The sequence below is a fragment of the Flavobacterium aureirubrum genome, assembly GCF_038739835.1.
In the GTDB taxonomy this organism is placed as follows: domain Bacteria; phylum Bacteroidota; class Bacteroidia; order Flavobacteriales; family Flavobacteriaceae; genus Flavobacterium; species Flavobacterium aureirubrum.
In genome coordinates this window covers 60,392-76,225 of sequence record NZ_JBCGDO010000004.1, presented here as the reverse complement: position 1 = coordinate 76,225, position 15,834 = coordinate 60,392, and the positions used below count along the sequence as shown (strand labels likewise).

General features: G+C 33.6%; 14 protein-coding genes and 1 tRNA gene. 10 read left to right on the top strand and 5 right to left on the bottom strand.

Annotation, left to right across the window (positions count from 1 at the left end; genetic code table 11):
* The first annotated feature begins 5 nt into the window (after positions 1 to 5).
* The 6 genes from WFZ85_RS04785 to WFZ85_RS04760 all read left to right on the top strand — a co-directional run bounded on the left by WFZ85_RS04785 (position 6) and on the right by WFZ85_RS04760 (position 5,585).
* A complete protein-coding gene (locus WFZ85_RS04785; RefSeq protein ID WP_342695141.1) occupies positions 6 to 869 on the top strand; it encodes a DUF5777 family beta-barrel protein in 864 nt (287 codons plus the stop codon).
* Positions 870 to 871: 2 nt separating this feature from the next.
* Positions 872 to 1,219 carry a hypothetical protein gene (locus tag WFZ85_RS04780; protein ID WP_342695140.1) on the top strand — a complete coding sequence of 116 codons (348 nt, stop codon included), beginning with the start codon at positions 872 to 874 and terminating at the stop codon, positions 1,217 to 1,219.
* 10 nt (positions 1,220 to 1,229) lie between these two features.
* The gene (locus WFZ85_RS04775) at positions 1,230 to 1,775 is read left to right on the top strand and encodes a YceI family protein (RefSeq protein ID WP_342695139.1); all 546 of its coding nucleotides are present in this window, start codon (positions 1,230 to 1,232) and stop codon (positions 1,773 to 1,775) included.
* Positions 1,776 to 1,925: 150 nt separating this feature from the next.
* Positions 1,926 to 2,411 carry an acyl-CoA carboxylase biotin carboxyl carrier protein subunit gene (locus tag WFZ85_RS04770; protein ID WP_342695138.1) on the top strand — a complete coding sequence of 162 codons (486 nt, stop codon included), beginning with the start codon at positions 1,926 to 1,928 and terminating at the stop codon, positions 2,409 to 2,411.
* 80 nt (positions 2,412 to 2,491) lie between these two features.
* A complete protein-coding gene (locus tag WFZ85_RS04765) occupies positions 2,492 to 3,934 on the top strand; it encodes an acetyl-CoA carboxylase biotin carboxylase subunit (RefSeq protein ID WP_342695254.1) in 1,443 nt (480 codons plus the stop codon).
* A 109-nt stretch (positions 3,935 to 4,043) separates the two neighbouring features.
* Positions 4,044 to 5,585: an acyl-CoA carboxylase subunit beta gene (locus WFZ85_RS04760; RefSeq protein ID WP_342695137.1), complete on the top strand. Its 1,542-nt coding sequence runs from the start codon at positions 4,044 to 4,046 to the stop codon at positions 5,583 to 5,585.
* Between the two features lie 56 nt (positions 5,586 to 5,641).
* Here the strand turns inward: WFZ85_RS04760 and rimO are convergent, their stop codons facing one another.
* The 3 genes from rimO to WFZ85_RS04745 form a co-directional block, all read right to left on the bottom strand.
* Positions 5,642 to 6,943, bottom strand: a complete 1,302-nt coding sequence (gene rimO, locus WFZ85_RS04755) for a 30S ribosomal protein S12 methylthiotransferase RimO (protein ID WP_342695136.1) — start codon at positions 6,941 to 6,943, stop codon at positions 5,642 to 5,644.
* 130 nt (positions 6,944 to 7,073) lie between these two features.
* Positions 7,074 to 8,615: an OmpP1/FadL family transporter gene (locus WFZ85_RS04750; RefSeq protein ID WP_342695135.1), complete on the bottom strand. Its 1,542-nt coding sequence runs from the start codon at positions 8,613 to 8,615 to the stop codon at positions 7,074 to 7,076.
* A gap of 61 nt (positions 8,616 to 8,676) precedes the next feature.
* On the bottom strand, positions 8,677 to 9,576 hold the full coding sequence (locus WFZ85_RS04745) for a hypothetical protein (protein WP_342695134.1): 900 nt from the start codon (positions 9,574 to 9,576) through the stop codon (positions 8,677 to 8,679).
* A gap of 100 nt (positions 9,577 to 9,676) precedes the next feature.
* On the opposite strand from WFZ85_RS04745, the gene proS reads away from it, so the two are divergent.
* From proS to rpsT, 3 genes are all read left to right on the top strand, one after another.
* Positions 9,677 to 11,155: a proline--tRNA ligase gene (gene proS, locus WFZ85_RS04740; protein WP_342695133.1), complete on the top strand. Its 1,479-nt coding sequence runs from the start codon at positions 9,677 to 9,679 to the stop codon at positions 11,153 to 11,155.
* A 78-nt stretch (positions 11,156 to 11,233) separates the two neighbouring features.
* A tRNA-Glu gene (locus tag WFZ85_RS04735) sits at positions 11,234 to 11,305 on the top strand.
* Between the two features lie 24 nt (positions 11,306 to 11,329).
* A complete protein-coding gene (gene rpsT, locus WFZ85_RS04730) occupies positions 11,330 to 11,581 on the top strand; it encodes a 30S ribosomal protein S20 (protein WP_342695132.1) in 252 nt (83 codons plus the stop codon).
* A gap of 68 nt (positions 11,582 to 11,649) precedes the next feature.
* Here the strand turns inward: rpsT and WFZ85_RS04725 are convergent, their stop codons facing one another.
* Together WFZ85_RS04725 and WFZ85_RS04720 are read right to left on the bottom strand one after the other, a co-directional pair.
* A complete protein-coding gene (locus WFZ85_RS04725) occupies positions 11,650 to 12,063 on the bottom strand; it encodes a response regulator (protein ID WP_342695131.1) in 414 nt (137 codons plus the stop codon).
* Positions 12,064 to 12,074: 11 nt separating this feature from the next.
* Positions 12,075 to 13,793, bottom strand: coding sequence for a PAS domain-containing sensor histidine kinase (locus WFZ85_RS04720; protein ID WP_342695130.1), 1,719 nt, complete (start codon positions 13,791 to 13,793; stop codon positions 12,075 to 12,077).
* 152 nt (positions 13,794 to 13,945) lie between these two features.
* Between WFZ85_RS04720 and typA the strand changes: the two genes are divergently transcribed.
* The gene (typA, locus tag WFZ85_RS04715; protein ID WP_342695129.1) at positions 13,946 to 15,742 is read left to right on the top strand and encodes a translational GTPase TypA; all 1,797 of its coding nucleotides are present in this window, start codon (positions 13,946 to 13,948) and stop codon (positions 15,740 to 15,742) included.
* The last annotated feature ends 92 nt before the right edge of the window (positions 15,743 to 15,834 follow it).

Sequence of the window (15,834 nt, the reverse complement as noted above, 5' to 3'; positions counted from 1 at the left end):
TAAAAATGAATTTATCTAAAATTGCTTTTTCTGTATTTTTTCTTTTTGTGTTTGGTTTCTCGAATGCACAAGATGATTTATTGAATGAATTAGATTCTGTTAGCAAAGGAAAAAAAGAAATTGAAATTGCAGCTTTCAAAGGATTACAAGTTTGTTCTATGCAATCTACAAAGCTTGCCGCCAAAGGCGAGTGGTATTTTTTAGTATCACACAAATTTGGTGATTTAACGAATGGTTTTGAAAATTTCTTCGGGTTGGACAATGCTTCAACTAAAATCGGCGTTTTGTATGGAGCAAGCGATTGGTTAACCTTAGGTTTTTCTCGGCACACTTTGAATAAAATATATGAATTATCAGCTAAATATAAGTTTGCTGACCAAGAAGTTGATGGTTTTCCTGTAACTATTGTTGGTTATAACACAATAGATATCAACTCTAAGTTGAGTAAAGACGAGTTTCCAGAATTGGAACCATCAAATAGATTTGCTTTTAGTACACAATTTCCAATATCGAGAAAGTTTTCTAATAGTCTTTCTTTAGAATTAAATCCGATTTATATTCATAAAAATCTTTACGAACCTTTATATGAAGAAAAAGATAATTTTTTATTGGCTCTTGGTGGAAGATATAAATTGTCTAAAAGAATTAGTTTGAATATGGAATATGCTGCTCGATTGAATGCAAGAGAAACTAGTTTTTATCACAATCCTGCAACAATTGGTATAGATATTGAAACTGGTGGACATGTATTTCAGTTGCTTTTCTCAAATAGTCAAGCTATGAATGACGTTAGTTATTTTACTACTGCCAACGGAATAACAGGAGGGAAAGGAATTTATTTTGGTTTTAACTTATATAGAGTATTTTAAATATGAAAACATTTAAATTTTTAATCGTATTCATGATTGTATGCATTATCGGGTTCTCATGTGATTCTAAAACTTATGAAGAAATTTCTGGAGAAGTTGCTAATCCAACCTATACAAAAAATGTAAAGCCTATTATTGAGAACAATTGTTTAGCATGTCATAGTGCAGTTGCTGCTGAATTACCTACAATGGAAACCTATGCTCAAGTAAGAGATGCTGCAGAAAATGGAAATATGATTTGTAGAATTGATGACCAATCCTGTGGAGGAGTTATGCCGCAATCAGGTAGAATGCCACAAAACAGAATAAATACAATAAAAAAATGGGTTGCTAACGGTTATCCAAATTAAAAAAAATGCTATGAAAAAGATGTTATTATTCGTTGGACTGTTATTCTCTACTTACTTGTTTTCTCAAAAGATGATTACTCGTTCTGGAGAAATAAAATTTGAAGCATCAATGCCCGCTTTTGAGGAGGTTGCAGCCAAAAACAATACAGCATCTTGCATTTTTGACAAATCAACAGGCGAAATTGCTGCTTTGGCTTTGGTTAAAGCGTTCCGATTCAAAGTGCCTTTAATGGAAGAGCATTTTAATGAAAATTACATTGAAAGTGATAAGTTCCCAAAAGCTACTTTTAAAGGAAAAGTGACCAATTTTGATGAAACTAAATTGTCATCTGGTAAAGCAACTTTTGATGTTGAAGGCGATTTGACTTTACATGGAGTAACTAAAAAAGTAAAAATCAAAATCACATTTTTACAATCTGGTGAAAAGCTTGTTGCAACTTCTACTTTTAAAGTTAAACCATTAGATTACAATATCAAAATACCATCAGTGGTTAAAAGTAAAATCGCAGAATCTGTAGAAATTGATTTAAAATTCGATTTAGAAAAGAAAGTATAATTTATTATCACAAACTATTAACAGAACTCCAACTTTATTGTTGGAGTTTTTTGCCTTTAAAAACTATATTATTTATCCAAATATCTGATAATTATCAGTTACTAAAACGTTTTCTTTTCCTAAATTTACTTCCAATAATAACCAATTAATATGAGCAATAAATATAAGCTAACTGTAAATCATAATACTCCAATTGATTTATCTGAAAGTAACCTCAAAAATTTTGATGTTGTTGATGTGGAAAAAGACAAGTTCCATGTTTTAAAAAATCATATTCCTTATATAGCAGAAATCGTTTCTGCCGATTTTTTAGCCAAAAAATACACCATTAAGGTAAATAACAATAGGTATGAAGTAGCCATTTCAGACGATTTAGATATTCTTATCAAAAGCATGGGAATAGAGAGAGGTAGAACAAAAGTTATTAATGCTATTAAAGCTCCAATGCCTGGATTAATTCTCGAAATCAGCGTAGAAGTGGGACAATCCGTAAAAGAAAATGATTCTTTGTTAATTCTTGAAGCGATGAAAATGGAAAACAGTTTTCTTTCACCTCGTGATGGAGTAATCAAATCAATTGCAGTTGTAAAAGGAAACGCTGTTGACAAAGGACAATTATTAATTGAGTTTGAATAGAGTATTAAGATAAAAGTATTAAGTATTAAGGCTTTGCAAAAAGTGTAGATGCTGAAATAAATTCAATATAAATGAAAGAAATCAAAAAAATATTAGTTGCCAATCGCGGTGAAATTGCCATCAGAGTAATGAAAACGGCAAAGAAAATGGGCATTAAAACAGTAGCCGTTTTTTCAACTGCCGATAGAAATGCCCTTCATGTAAAATATGCCGATGAAGCGGTTTGCATAGGTGAAGCAGCTTCAAGTCAATCGTATTTGCGTGGCGATAAAATCATTGAAGTTTGTATTGAACTTGGCGTTGATGCAGTTCATCCAGGATATGGTTTCCTTAGTGAAAATTCCACTTTTGCTGAAGCATGTGAAAAAAATAATATCATTTTTATAGGGCCAAAATCCAAAGCTATTGAAACGATGGGAAGTAAATTGGCCGCCAAAGAAGCCGTAATGAAATACAATATTCCGATGGTTCCAGGTGTTGATCATGCCATTACGGATTTGGACGAAGCCAAAAAAACTGCCAAAGAAGTTGGGTTTCCCATTCTGATAAAAGCGTCTGCTGGTGGTGGCGGAAAAGGAATGCGTATAGTTGAGAAAGAAGAAGATTTCGAATCGCAAATGAATCGTGCCATTAGTGAAGCTACTTCGGCATTTGGAGATGGTTCGGTTTTTATTGAAAAGTATGTTACCAAACCGCGTCATATCGAAATTCAAATCATGGCAGACAGTCACGGGAATATTTTGTATGTGCATGAAAGAGAATGTAGCATTCAACGTCGTCATCAAAAAGTGGTGGAAGAAGCGCCATCATCAATTTTAACACCCGAAAAACGTAAAGAAATGGGTGAAGCCGCTGTTAAAGTAGCTAAAGCTTGTGATTATCTTGGTGCAGGAACAGTTGAGTTTTTGATGGATGACAAGCACAATTTTTATTTCCTCGAAATGAATACCCGTTTGCAAGTGGAACATCCAGTTACCGAAATGATTTCTGGATTGGATTTGGTAGAATTACAAATTCGTATAGCTCGTGGAGAAGCATTAACCATCAAACAAGAAGATTTAGTCATTCATGGTCATGCCATGGAACTTCGTGTTTATGCTGAAGATTCGATGAATGATTTTTTGCCGAATGTGGGTTTTTTAAGCACATACAAAATTCCAGTAGGCGAAGGAATTCGAGTAGATAATGGGATAGAAGAAGGAATGGATGTGCCAATTTATTATGACCCAATGTTATCTAAATTAGTGACTTATGGGAAAACTAGAGAAGAATCAATTGAGTTGATGATAAAGGCTATAGATAATTATCATATAGAAGGTGTTGCCACTACATTGCCTTTCGGGAAATTTGTAATGGAACATGAAGCTTTTCGTTCAGGGAATTTTGATACGGGTTTTGTAAAAGCGTATTACAGTCCTGAAAAGCTGAAAGCTAATTTAGATGTTGAAGCCGAAATAGCTGCTATGATTGCATTGCAAAAGTATATTGCAGATAAACAAGTTTTGAGATTGCCAATAGAGTAAAGTATTAAGATTTTAGTATTAAGTATTAAGACGAATCTTTAACATGAAAATTGAAGTAAAAAAAATAATAGAATCTTTTTGGAAAGATTCTGAAACAAGTTCAGAATAAATGGAAAATAAAATAGATATACTTAACGATAAAATTGCTTTGGCCAAATTAGGCGGAGGTGAAAAAAGAATTGCTAAACAACACGAAAAGAAAAAATTAACGGCTCGTGAACGAGTAGAATATTTACTTGATGAAGGTTCTTTTGAAGAAATTGGAATGTTGGTTACTCACAGAACTACTGATTTTGGAATGGAAAAAGAAATCTATTATGGCGATGGAGTCATAACGGGTTATGGAACAATCAACGGACGTATAGTTTATATTTTTGCACAAGATTTTACTGTTTTTGGTGGTGCATTATCCGAAACACATGCTGAGAAAATTTGTAAAGTAATGGACATGGCCGTTAGAAATGGTGCACCAATGATAGGTTTGAATGACTCTGGTGGTGCGCGAATTCAAGAAGGCGTGCGTTCTCTTGGCGGTTATGCTGATATTTTTTATCGAAATGTACAAGCTAGTGGCGTAATTCCACAAATTTCTGCCATAATGGGACCATGTGCAGGAGGTGCTGTTTATTCTCCTGCCATGACTGATTTCACGATGATGGTGGAAAACAATAGTTATATGTTTGTAACCGGTCCAAATGTCGTGAAAACGGTAACCAATGAAGAAGTGACCTCAGAAGAATTAGGTGGCGCGATAACTCATTCTACTAAATCCGGTGTGGCACATACAACCTCACCTAATGGTATTGAATGTTTGGAAGATATAAAAAGATTGTTGACTTATATTCCTCAAAATAATAAAGAAGTAACACCTAAATTGAATTACGTTTTAGGTGATGAATACCGAGAGCAATTGGATACTATAGTTCCTGAAAACGCCAATAAACCTTATGATATGCATGATGTTATCAAAGGAATTATTGATGAAGATTCTTTTTTTGAAATTCATGCTGCTTATGCTGAAAATATAGTAGTTGGTTTTGCTAGACTTGGTGGAAGAAGTATTGGGATTGTTGCTAATAATCCGAAGTATTTGGCAGGATGTTTAGACGTGAAAAGTTCTATAAAAGCGGCCAGATTTACTCGTTTTTGTGACTGTTTTAATATTCCATTACTAGTATTAGTTGATGTTCCAGGTTTCTTACCAGGAACAGATCAGGAATGGAATGGTATTATTGTTCATGGAGCAAAATTACTTTATGCTTTGAGTGAAGCTACTGTTCCAAAAGTGACTGTAATTACCCGAAAAGCTTATGGTGGTGCTTATGATGTAATGAATTCCAAACATATTGGAGCCGATATGAATTTTGCTTGGCCAACTGCGGAAATTGCAGTAATGGGAGCAAAGGGAGCTTCAGAAATTATATTCAAAAAAGAAATTAGTGAAGCAGCTGATCCTGCGGCAAAATTATTAGAAAAAGAAGCGGAATATGCCGAATTATTCGCCAATCCTTATACAGCAGCTCAAAGAGGATTTATCGATGAGGTGATTTTGCCAAAAGATACTAGAAGAAAATTGATTAAAGCATTCAGTATGCTTGAAAATAAAGAGGTAATATTGCCCAAACGAAAACACGGAAATATTCCTTTATAAATCAAAAACCGCCTGAAAAGGCAGTTTTTGATTTATTTACAGCGTTAATTGTTTATTTATACGGGTTCACCATAAAGATCAAATTCGGTTGCATCTATAATCTTCACGTTTACAAAATCTCCCGTTTTCACATAAAACTTAGCAGCATCAATTAACACTTCATTATCTACATCGGGACTGTCAAATTCTGTTCTTCCTATAAAATGTTGCCCTTCTTTTCTATCGATTACACATTTGAAGGTTTGCCCGATTTTTTCTTGGTTTAAATCCCAAGATATTTGAGATTGTATTTCCATAATTTCAGCGGCACGAGCTTGTTTTACTTCTTCAGGAATATCATCTTCAAGTGAATAGGCGTGAGTGTTTTCTTCATGCGAATAGGTAAAGCAACCCAATCTTTCAAATTTCATTTCTTGCACCCAATCTCTCATGATTTCAAAATCTTCTTGGGTTTCTCCGGGATAACCAACAATTAATGTGGTTCTAATAGTCATGCCAGGAACGGTTTCACGAAATTCTTTTAAGAGTTTTGTGGTTTTTTCTTTGGTTGTTCCGCGACGCATTGATTTTAGAATGTTATCTGAAATATGTTGCAATGGAATGTCTAAATAATTACATATTTTTGGTTCGCGTTTCATCAAGTCTAAAACATCCATTGGAAATCCTGTTGGAAAAGCATAATGCAAACGTATCCATTCAATTCCTTCTACTTTTACTAAATTTTCTAACAATTCAGCAAGATTTCTTTTTTTGTATAAATCTAATCCATAATAAGTCAAATCTTGTGCAATAAGGATTAGTTCTTTTACCCCATTTTTTGCTAAACCTTCCGCTTCTCTAACTAATTTTTCAATAGGTTGTGATACGTGTTTACCACGCATTAGCGGTATAGCACAAAAGCTGCAAGGTCTATCGCAACCCTCAGCAATTTTTAGATAGGCATAGTTTTTTGGTGTTGTTGTAATTCTTTCGCCTAGCAATTCATGTTTATAATCGGCACCCAATGCTTTCAATAACTGTGGTAATTCTGTCGTACCAAAATATTGGTCAACATTTGGGATTTCTTTTTCTAAATCAGGTCGATATCTTTCTGATAAACATCCGGTCACAAATACTTTATCGACAATACCACGCTCTTTTTTATCAGCGTATTCTAATATAGTATTTACCGACTCTGCTTTGGCATTATCAATAAAACCGCACGTATTAATTACTACAATATTTCCTTCTTGTTCGTGAACAACGTCTTTTCCACTGGCTTTTAATTGCCCCATCAAAACTTCGCTATCGTAAGTGTTTTTGGAACATCCAAGGGTAATTACATTGATTTTATTTTTCTTTAAAGACTTAGTTCTCATATGATTAATCGTGACTATTTGAAAGGAGTGCAAAATTACTCTTTTTATTTCAATTCTACAGTTTACAGTTCTTTTTAAAAACAAAAAAAAACCACTCGATTAAAGTGGCTTTGCATAATTATGATGCTAACTATAATTCGAAGAGGAATGTTAAACTTATATTGTTCATAATTTCTTGAATTCTGGCACTATCTGTGAATCCTTGCGAGAAAAATTGTTGTTGAAAATTTCTTTTTGAATGTGAGTAGGATAAATCTACTTTGGTATTACCAAAATTATAACCTATTCCACCCGAATAGCCAGTAAGGTCTCCCATGATAGCCGTATTCTTATATGGGCTTTCTTCAAAACGATATCCAGCTCTCAAACTTAGCTGTTTAATCTTTTTTTCGGCACCAATTCTTATCTCAGTAGAGTTTGTTAAGGTATTTGAGATAGCAGTATTTAAGTTTCTAAAATCATTATTCGGGCGCACCGTAGCTTCGCTGTAATTCTTGAATGCAACATCAATACTAATTAAACCTTGATTTCCAAAAATATAGGCAAAACTTCCTGTGACTTTATCTGGGGTCTGAAGTCTATACCTTTCGAAAATCGTGATGACATTAGGATTTACAACATCTGGCGCTAATTCAACAAGATTAGTACTGCGTACACCAATAAGAGATTGACTTAATTCATCATTTAAATTAAACCAAGTTGGCGACTCATAAGCTAAACCTACGCGTAGTTCTTTAGTAACTTTAGCAATAGTTCCAACTTGAAATGAAAAACCATTTCCATAAGTAGACAATCTGTTTTCAAATTGTAATCTATTTATTCTAAACTGGTCACCTTCTTGATTGTTTCGTTCAAAAAAATTGGTATACTGCGAGTAGTTCGCAAAATGAGAATTTAAATTTATACCCAAATAAAGAAAATCCTTGTATTGTGTGGCAAAATTAAAATTCACTTTTCCGTTGTATCCGTCAGAGGTAAAATAGTTTTCTTGATAGTAATTGCCTCCACCGGGAACCAAAGATACATAACTTCTGTTGGTTAAATCATCATAATTTGCTGCAGGATCGATTACAAAAGCTTGGTAACCCAAAAATGCTTGTTGAGCTCCAAATCCACTTGTAGAACCTAGAAAAGAGTACAATGAGGATATAGTCTCTCCGCTTTGAAGTTGTAAATCACCGAGCGGAACACCACCATTTTGATTGGCATAAAACAAAAAGTAGCGATCTATAGAATTCGTTGGGTTTACACCAGCACTAAAAGTTGAATTATCAAAATTATTTGCATTTTCATAATTTAAAGCTATACTGAACTTACGCCAATCGCTTTTGGAATTTTTATTGTTAAAAACAAAAACCATCCCCGCTTGGTTTAGGTCAAAACTGGTATCATTTTCTGAGGTATTTGTTCCAAAATAATTTGAATTATTTTTTTTATTAAAATTGCTAATCGTCGCGCCAAACTGGTTGTTTGCAAAAATGGCTGAACCAGCAGGATTTACATTTATTGATGACAAGTCACCGCCTAGTGCGCCAAAAGCTCCACTCAAAGCTCTAAATCTTGCTGTTCCGTTTAAATTATCCTGCGAAAACCGCAATGCATCTGATATTTCTTGTGAGTAGCCAAAAAAACGCGACATCACTATTAGGCTGCAAAAAATGTATTTTTTCATGTTGTTTTTTTTTCAGAGTTAATTTTACAAATCACTACAAAGATTTCGTTCACAAAAATTGTTATCTTCTTCCACCACCAGATGATCTTCCGCCACCGCCACCAAAGCCGCCACCACCAGATGAACGACCACCGCCAGACGAACGACCACCACCATAGTTTGAACTCGGTGAATAAGATCGAGTTGGTGAAGAATTTTGACTTCTTACATTTCCTCTAGTTGAATTTGTATTGGTTCTCACAGAATTACTGTTGTTATAGTTTCTAGTTGAGTTATTAAATGACCTGACGCTACTATTACTTCTTGGGGAAACACTATTGTTACGAACAGTATTGAAATTGGAAGTTCTTGTGGATGCATTTCTATTGTTAATGGCGTTTCCAGTAAATGATGAACCTCTTCTTCCACCACTGTATGAGTGATAATAGTTGTTAAAATAATTACCATTCCATCCCATTCCCCAGTTATTCCAGCCCCAGTTATTCCAACCCATTCCCCAACCCCAGTTGTTCCAACCCATTCCCCAACCCCAGTTGTTCCAGCCAAGTCCCATTCCCCAACCCCAATTGTTCCAACCCCAATAACCACCATACCACCAATTATTCCAATTACTCCATGCCCAATCATTATCATAAACATTTACTGTTACGCTCTGTGGATTACTTCCCCAGCCGGCATTTCTTGAGACAGTATCATTACTAGTAACGTTATTATTACCTAAATTAGTGAAATTTTGAGCATTGTCATTTAAATCACTAAAATACTCTTGATATTTATTGCTTTGCGAATTTTGACCTGAATTTGTTTCTCTTCTTTGATTTTGAGCACTTGCGTAAATACCATCATTGTCATAGTAAGAACTGTTTTGGTAAGAACCACATGAAGAGAGCATTGTAATAGAAATTAATCCTAGAAGTAATTTAAAGGATATTTTTTGACTGGAAGAATAATTAGTTTTCATATCTATAGCATTTTTATTGTTGGACTATACAAAAATAGTTAGTTTTGCCAAACTATTTAGTTAAAAAAAGTTAAACAATTTTTATGCCAAACTATATTGTATGAGCAAGAACCTAACGACAAGAAGTGAAGATTATTCAAAATGGTACAACGAACTGGTTGTAAAGGCAGATTTAGCTGAAAACTCAGGTGTTAGAGGTTGTATGGTAATTAAACCATATGGTTATGCTATTTGGGAAAAAATGCAAGCAGAATTAGATAGAATGTTTAAGGAGACAGGTCATAGTAATGCTTATTTTCCTCTTTTTGTTCCAAAAAGTATGTTTGAAGCCGAAGAGAAAAATGCGGAAGGTTTTGCTAAAGAGTGTGCTATTGTGACACACTACCGTTTAAAAAACGATCCAAATAAGCCAGGAAAATTGATGGTTGATGCTAATGCTAAGCTTGAAGAAGAATTAATTGTTCGTCCGACTAGTGAAGCAATTATTTGGTCTACTTATAAAAACTGGATACAATCCTATAGAGATTTACCTTTATTAATAAATCAATGGGCAAATGTAGTTCGATGGGAAATGAGAACTCGACTGTTTTTAAGAACAGCTGAGTTTTTATGGCAAGAAGGTCATACTGCCCATGCCACAAAAGCAGAAGCTATTGAAGAATCTAAAAAAATGATGGATGTCTATGCTGATTTTGTTCAAAATTTTATGGCGATTCCGGTAATCAAAGGTTTAAAAACAGAAACTGAACGTTTTGCTGGTGCAGAAGAGACTTACTGCATAGAAGCCCTTATGCAAGATGGAAAAGCCTTACAAGCGGGAACTTCTCATTTTTTGGGACAAAACTTTGCAAAGGCATTCGATGTCAAATTTGCAAATCAAGAAGGAAAACAAGAATATGTTTGGGGAACATCTTGGGGCGTATCAACTCGTCTGATGGGTGCTTTAGTAATGACACATTCTGATGATAACGGATTAGTTTTACCACCTAATCTAGCGCCGATACAAGTGGTTATCGTGCCAATTTTCAAAACTGTTGATGAGTTTGAACGGATTTCAACGGTAGCCCATGATTTAGTTTCGCAATTAAAAAAGTTGGGAATTTCTGTGAAATTTGACAATAGAAATACCCAAAAGCCAGGTTTTAAATTTGCTGAATGGGAATTGAAAGGTGTTCCAATTAGAATTGCAATTGGGCCAAAAGATTTAGAAAATGGAACTTTTGAAATAGCAAGAAGAGATAACTTAACAAAAGAAGTTGTTAGTGTTAGTGCAATTGACTTATATGTCGCAACTTTATTAAAAGAAATACAGAAGGATTTGTTTGATAAAGCATTACAATTTAGGGACAATCATATTACCGAAGTAAATACTTTTGAAGAATTTAGAGATGTCTTAGAGAATAAAACGGGATTTATTTCAGCGCATTGGGATGGAACAGTAGAAACTGAGGAAAAAATAAAGGAATTAACTAAAGCTACAATACGTTGTATTCCTTTAAGTCAAGAAAAAGTGAATGGAAAGTGCGTTTTTTCGGGAGAGAAATCTACTGGTAGAGTGCTATTTGCAAAAGCATACTAAAAAAAAGTAAAAAAAAATTATATACACTATTGCAAGAGTAAAAAATAGTTGTATTTTTGCATCCGCATTAAGAAAGATGGCCCGTTCGTCTATCGGTTAGGACGCCAGGTTTTCATCCTGGTAAGAGGGGTTCGATTCCCCTACGGGCTACAATTTAAATAAAAGACACAAAAAATGGCAAATCACAAGTCAGCTTTAAAGAGAATTAGAAGTAACGAAAAAAGAAGAGTTTTAAACAGATATCAACATAAAACGACCCGTAATGCCATCAAAGCATTAAGGCTAGCAACTGATAAAAATGAAGCTTCCTCTAAATTGGCTTCTGTGATTTCAATGATTGATAAATTAGCTAAAAAGAACATAATTCATGATAATAAGGCTTCCAATTTAAAGTCTAAATTAACGAAGCACGTTACAAGTTTGTAAACTAATTTTTTTCCGAATTATAACAAAAAGCATCTAATTTTAGATGCTTTTTTATTTTGGTTGGCTTTTCAAAAAAAAGTTTGTTTCAGTTTTTCAAGCATATCTTTTGTGATTGGTTTCGATAAAAAATCTATAACAACTGAGTAGCTTTTGGTTTGTTCAACATCTTTAGGGTCAATTGTTGACGATAAAACAATAATTTTTGCTTCTTTAAAAATATTGGGATAGCCATTATTAGTATAAATCTCTAAAAACTCCCAACCATTCATAATTGGCATGTTCAGGTCTAAAAAAACCAATCTTGGATAAGTGAAACTAGTATTAGTTTTGTGTTTTTCAGCTAATTCTTTAAAATATTGAAATGCTTCTTCACCATTGTTGGACACAAGTATTTCTTTAGCTAATGAAGCTCTTTCAATAACTTTTCTGCATAGCATCAAGGTAATAGGGTCATCATCTACACAAAGTATTTTTTCTAACATTAGATTGCAGTTTAATTGTATTTAAAGGTGATGGTGAATGTTGTTCCTTTTCCTACTGTGCTCGCAACTGAAATAGTTCCTCCCATGGCTTCAACTTGCGATTTAACTAAGTATAATCCCAAACCTTTACTGTCTGGATGATTGTGAAATCGTTGATATAGCCCAAATATTTTATCTTTATTTCTTTCCATATCAATACCAATTCCATTATCTTTGAATGTAAGTAATAAATTATCACCGATAACTTTTGACGAGATGCTAACCCGTAACTGTCTAGTTGGTTCCTTGTATTTGATAGCGTTGGTTAGTAAGTTTAAAAAAATACTTTCCAAGTAAGACTTGTTGATGTTTAAGATGGTAATATCCTCTAAATCAATTTTTAAAATAGGTTTATGCGTGCTGATTAAGAAACTTAATTGACTAAACACATTTTCAAAAATTTCTTTAACGCTAACTTTTTCTTTGTGAATTGAAGTATTATCTTTTATAATTACAACTTTGACTAAGTCATTAATAGTTTCATTCAGGAGGTGAGTTGACTTTGAAAATCCATTTATAATTTCATTTAGCTCTGGATTTTCTATAGTCATATCTTCAACTAAATTGAGTAATCCAGTAAGATTAGATAGTGGTGCTCTCAAGTTGTGCGATGTAATATAAGAAAATTGTTTTAAGTCTTTATTATTTTGCGTCAATTCTCTAATTAGTTGTTCTCTCTCTCTTTGCTTTTCTTTCTCTTCGGTAATATCTCTTTGTATAGAAATCCAGTGTGAATGCTCTCCTTCACTATTTGTGACTGGTATCATAGATAAATTGACCCAATATTCTTCGTTATTTTTTTTGTAGCAAATGGTTTCAATCATGCATTCTTTGTAATCTTGGATAGCAGTTTTTAATTTTTCAAGTTCTAAAACATCAGATTTCTTTCCAAATAGTAAAACTGGAGATTTCCCAATAACATCTTTTGCATCGTATCCAGTGATATCTGTAAACGCAGAATTTATATAGATAATATTAGGAATTACATTATCTGACGTGTCTATATCGGTAATCATTACGGCTTCTTTCGTTTGCGTAATAACTGTTTCCAGTAATCGTAGTCTTTGTTCCTCTGCTTTTTGTTTAGTTATATCCTGAATAGCTCCAATCATCCTTATGGGTTTACCGTCGCTGTCTTTCATAAGAAATCCTCTATCTAAAACATATTTATAGCTTCCATCAGCACACTGAAACTGATATTCATCTTGCCATTTCTCTGTTTTTTGTTCCAAAAAAGAGTATAGTTTTACTGACATTTTTAAACTATCTTCTGGATGAATTCTATCAAACCACCATTTTGAAGTCTTACCAACATCTTCTTTTTTGTAACCAAAAACTCCTTGTATTCCCTTATTCCATACAAAACTATCGTCCTCAATTTTCCAATCCCAAATTGTATCACTGGTGGCTTTGGCAACTATATCATAACGCTCGTTTGACTCAGCTATTTCATTATTAGTTATTTTTAATTTTTCAAAAATAGCAACGTTTCTGTTGTCTTTTAGCCTGAGAAGAAAAACAAAGAGCAATGTTGATATTACAATATAAAAGACATCCTTTAAGTAAAAGCTATTTATTAAACTATCAGATGAATTTTTGGTATTATTAAAGAAAACAAATTGACCAATGGCAGCCAAGGAAATCAGAATAACAAGGTATATTAATGTTATTTTATTAGAATACTTTTTCATTACTCCAAATATATATAAATTCGTTTTAGAATAAAAATTTCAACCAAAACTTATTAAACATTTTATAAACTTTTGGTCCATTTCCATTATCAAGGCAAACTAATTTTTTATGTAAAAATAAAGTGTACCTTTGCACCTTGAAAAAAACACAGATGGAATCTATTAGAAACATTGCTATTATTGCTCACGTTGACCATGGTAAAACAACACTAGTCGACAAAATTATGTATCACTGTCAGTTGTTTCGTGACAACGAAAATACCGGTGATTTAATCCTTGACAACAACGACCTAGAGCGTGAAAGAGGGATTACTATTACATCAAAAAATGTTTCGGTAGTATATAAAGGAACAAAAATTAATATTATCGATACTCCTGGACACGCTGATTTTGGTGGTGAAGTGGAGAGAGTATTGAATATGGCTGATGGTGTATGCTTGTTAGTAGATGCTTTTGAAGGACCAATGCCACAAACGCGTTTTGTACTACAAAAAGCTATCGACTTAGGATTAAAACCTTGTGTGGTTATCAATAAAGTGGATAAAGAAAATTGTACGCCAGAAGAAGTACATGAGAAAGTCTTCGATTTAATGTTTGAATTAGGTGCAGAAGAATGGCAACTGGATTTTCCAACTGTTTATGGTTCTGCAAAAAACAATTGGATGTCCGATCATTGGGATAATTTGACTACAAATATCGAACCTCTTCTGGATATGGTTGTGGCCAATGTGCCTGCGCCAAAAGTATCCGAAGGAACGCCACAGATGCTTATCACTTCATTAGATTTTTCGTCGTTTACTGGTCGTATTGCGATTGGTCGTTTAGAAAGAGGTGTTTTGAAAGAAGGAATGCCAATTTCATTAGTGAAAAGAGACGGAAAAATATTAAAATCAAGAATTAAAGAGTTGCATACTTTTGAAGGTCTTGGTCGTAAAAAAGTTCAAGAAGTTATTGCTGGTGATATTTGTGCAATTGTAGGTGTGGAAGGATTTGAAATTGGCGACACTATTGCTGATTTTGAAAATCCAGAAGCATTACAAACTATAGCTATCGATGAACCAACCATGAGTATGTTATTTACTATTAACGACTCACCATTTTTTGGGAAGGAAGGTAAATTTGTAACTTCCCGTCACATTAAAGATAGACTAGCTAAAGAATTAGAGAAAAATCTAGCTTTAAAAGTAGGTGATACTGAGTCTGCAGATAAATTTATGGTTTTTGGTCGCGGTGTCTTGCATTTATCTGTTTTGATTGAAACCATGAGGAGAGAAGGATATGAAATGCAAATCGGTCAGCCACAGGTGATTATTAAAGAGATAGATGGTGTAAAATGTGAACCTATAGAAGAGCTAACTATTGATTTACCTGAGCATTTATCAGGAAGAGCAGTGGAATTTGTTTCAGTTAGAAAAGGTGAAATGCTTTCAATGGAAGGAAAAGGTGAGCGAATGATTGTCAAATTTAATATACCATCCCGAGGAATTATAGGTTTAAGAAATCAGTTGTTAACTGCTACAGCTGGTGAAGCTATTATGGCACACCGTTTCATTGGTTATGAACCTTATAAAGGAGAAATTCCTGGGCGTAATAACGGCTCATTGATTTCTATGGAAAACGGTAAAGCCATTCCTTACTCAATTGATAAATTGCAAGATAGAGGTAAATTCTTTGTTGATCCAAACGAAGATATTTATGAAGGTCAAGTTATTGGTGAAAACACACGTTCAGATGATATGACGGTCAACGTTACCAAAACTAAAAAATTGTCAAATGTGCGTTCAAGTGGTGCTGATGATAAAGCTAGGATTATTCCAGCCATTAAATTTTCGCTTGAAGAAGCATTAGAATATATTCAAAAAGATGAATACGTAGAAGTAACACCTAAATCACTTCGTTTGCGCAAAATCTATTTGAATGAAAATGATAGAAAACGTTTTAAAATTTAAAATAGTTATCCAATTTAAAAAATTCTCAAATTCTGATTTATTAGAGTTTGGGATTTTTTTTTGGAGCTAATCCGGCTTTTCGTTTCAATATC

Excerpts from the sequence above, each read along its gene's own strand:
- WFZ85_RS04785 (WP_342695141.1), top strand. The coding sequence starts at position 6 with ATGAATTTATCTAAAATTGCTTTTTCTGTATTTTTTCTTTTTGTGTTT.
- WFZ85_RS04780 (WP_342695140.1), top strand. The coding sequence starts at position 872 with ATGAAAACATTTAAATTTTTAATCGTATTCATGATTGTATGCATTATC.
- WFZ85_RS04775 (WP_342695139.1), top strand. The coding sequence starts at position 1,230 with ATGAAAAAGATGTTATTATTCGTTGGACTGTTATTCTCTACTTACTTG.
- WFZ85_RS04770 (WP_342695138.1), top strand. The coding sequence starts at position 1,926 with ATGAGCAATAAATATAAGCTAACTGTAAATCATAATACTCCAATTGAT.
- WFZ85_RS04760 (WP_342695137.1), top strand. The coding sequence starts at position 4,044 with ATGGAAAATAAAATAGATATACTTAACGATAAAATTGCTTTGGCCAAA.
- rimO (WP_342695136.1), bottom strand. The coding sequence starts at position 6,943 with ATGAGAACTAAGTCTTTAAAGAAAAATAAAATCAATGTAATTACCCTT.
- WFZ85_RS04750 (WP_342695135.1), bottom strand. The coding sequence starts at position 8,615 with ATGAAAAAATACATTTTTTGCAGCCTAATAGTGATGTCGCGTTTTTTT.
- WFZ85_RS04745 (WP_342695134.1), bottom strand. The coding sequence starts at position 9,576 with ATGAAAACTAATTATTCTTCCAGTCAAAAAATATCCTTTAAATTACTT.
- proS (WP_342695133.1), top strand. The coding sequence starts at position 9,677 with ATGAGCAAGAACCTAACGACAAGAAGTGAAGATTATTCAAAATGGTAC.
- rpsT (WP_342695132.1), top strand. The coding sequence starts at position 11,330 with ATGGCAAATCACAAGTCAGCTTTAAAGAGAATTAGAAGTAACGAAAAA.
- WFZ85_RS04725 (WP_342695131.1), bottom strand. The coding sequence starts at position 12,063 with ATGTTAGAAAAAATACTTTGTGTAGATGATGACCCTATTACCTTGATG.
- WFZ85_RS04720 (WP_342695130.1), bottom strand. The coding sequence starts at position 13,793 with ATGAAAAAGTATTCTAATAAAATAACATTAATATACCTTGTTATTCTG.
- typA (WP_342695129.1), top strand. The coding sequence starts at position 13,946 with ATGGAATCTATTAGAAACATTGCTATTATTGCTCACGTTGACCATGGT.